Source organism: Bradyrhizobium sp. Kon69 (assembly GCF_055807515.1).
The window spans coordinates 1-233 of record NZ_JBVVOS010000600.1 but is presented as its reverse complement, the minus strand read 5'-3'; the positions used below and the strand labels follow the sequence as shown (position 1 = coordinate 233).

The window sequence follows — 233 nt, the reverse complement described above, 5'->3', positions numbered from 1 at the left end:
GAAAAACGTTCGCTGGTGGTGGGTGGATTCCACGTCACGGAAAACACCGACAAACAAAGCAAGGTGCCTGTGCTGGGCAACATACCGTTGCTGGGCAAGGCGCTGTTCTCTTCGACCGAACGGCAGAACAATCGGCGTGAGCGACTGTTCATCCTGACGCCGCGAGTGATCGGCGATCAGTCTGACCCTTCGCGCTATCTGCCTCAGGATGATCAGGTCCAGTTGCAGGCCGC

The 233-nt window shown here is 57.9% G+C and carries 1 pseudogene; it reads left to right on the top strand.

What is annotated here, in order from left to right:
- Positions 1–233, top strand: a pseudogene (locus AC0L3U_RS40305) (hypothetical protein); the annotation flags it as partial.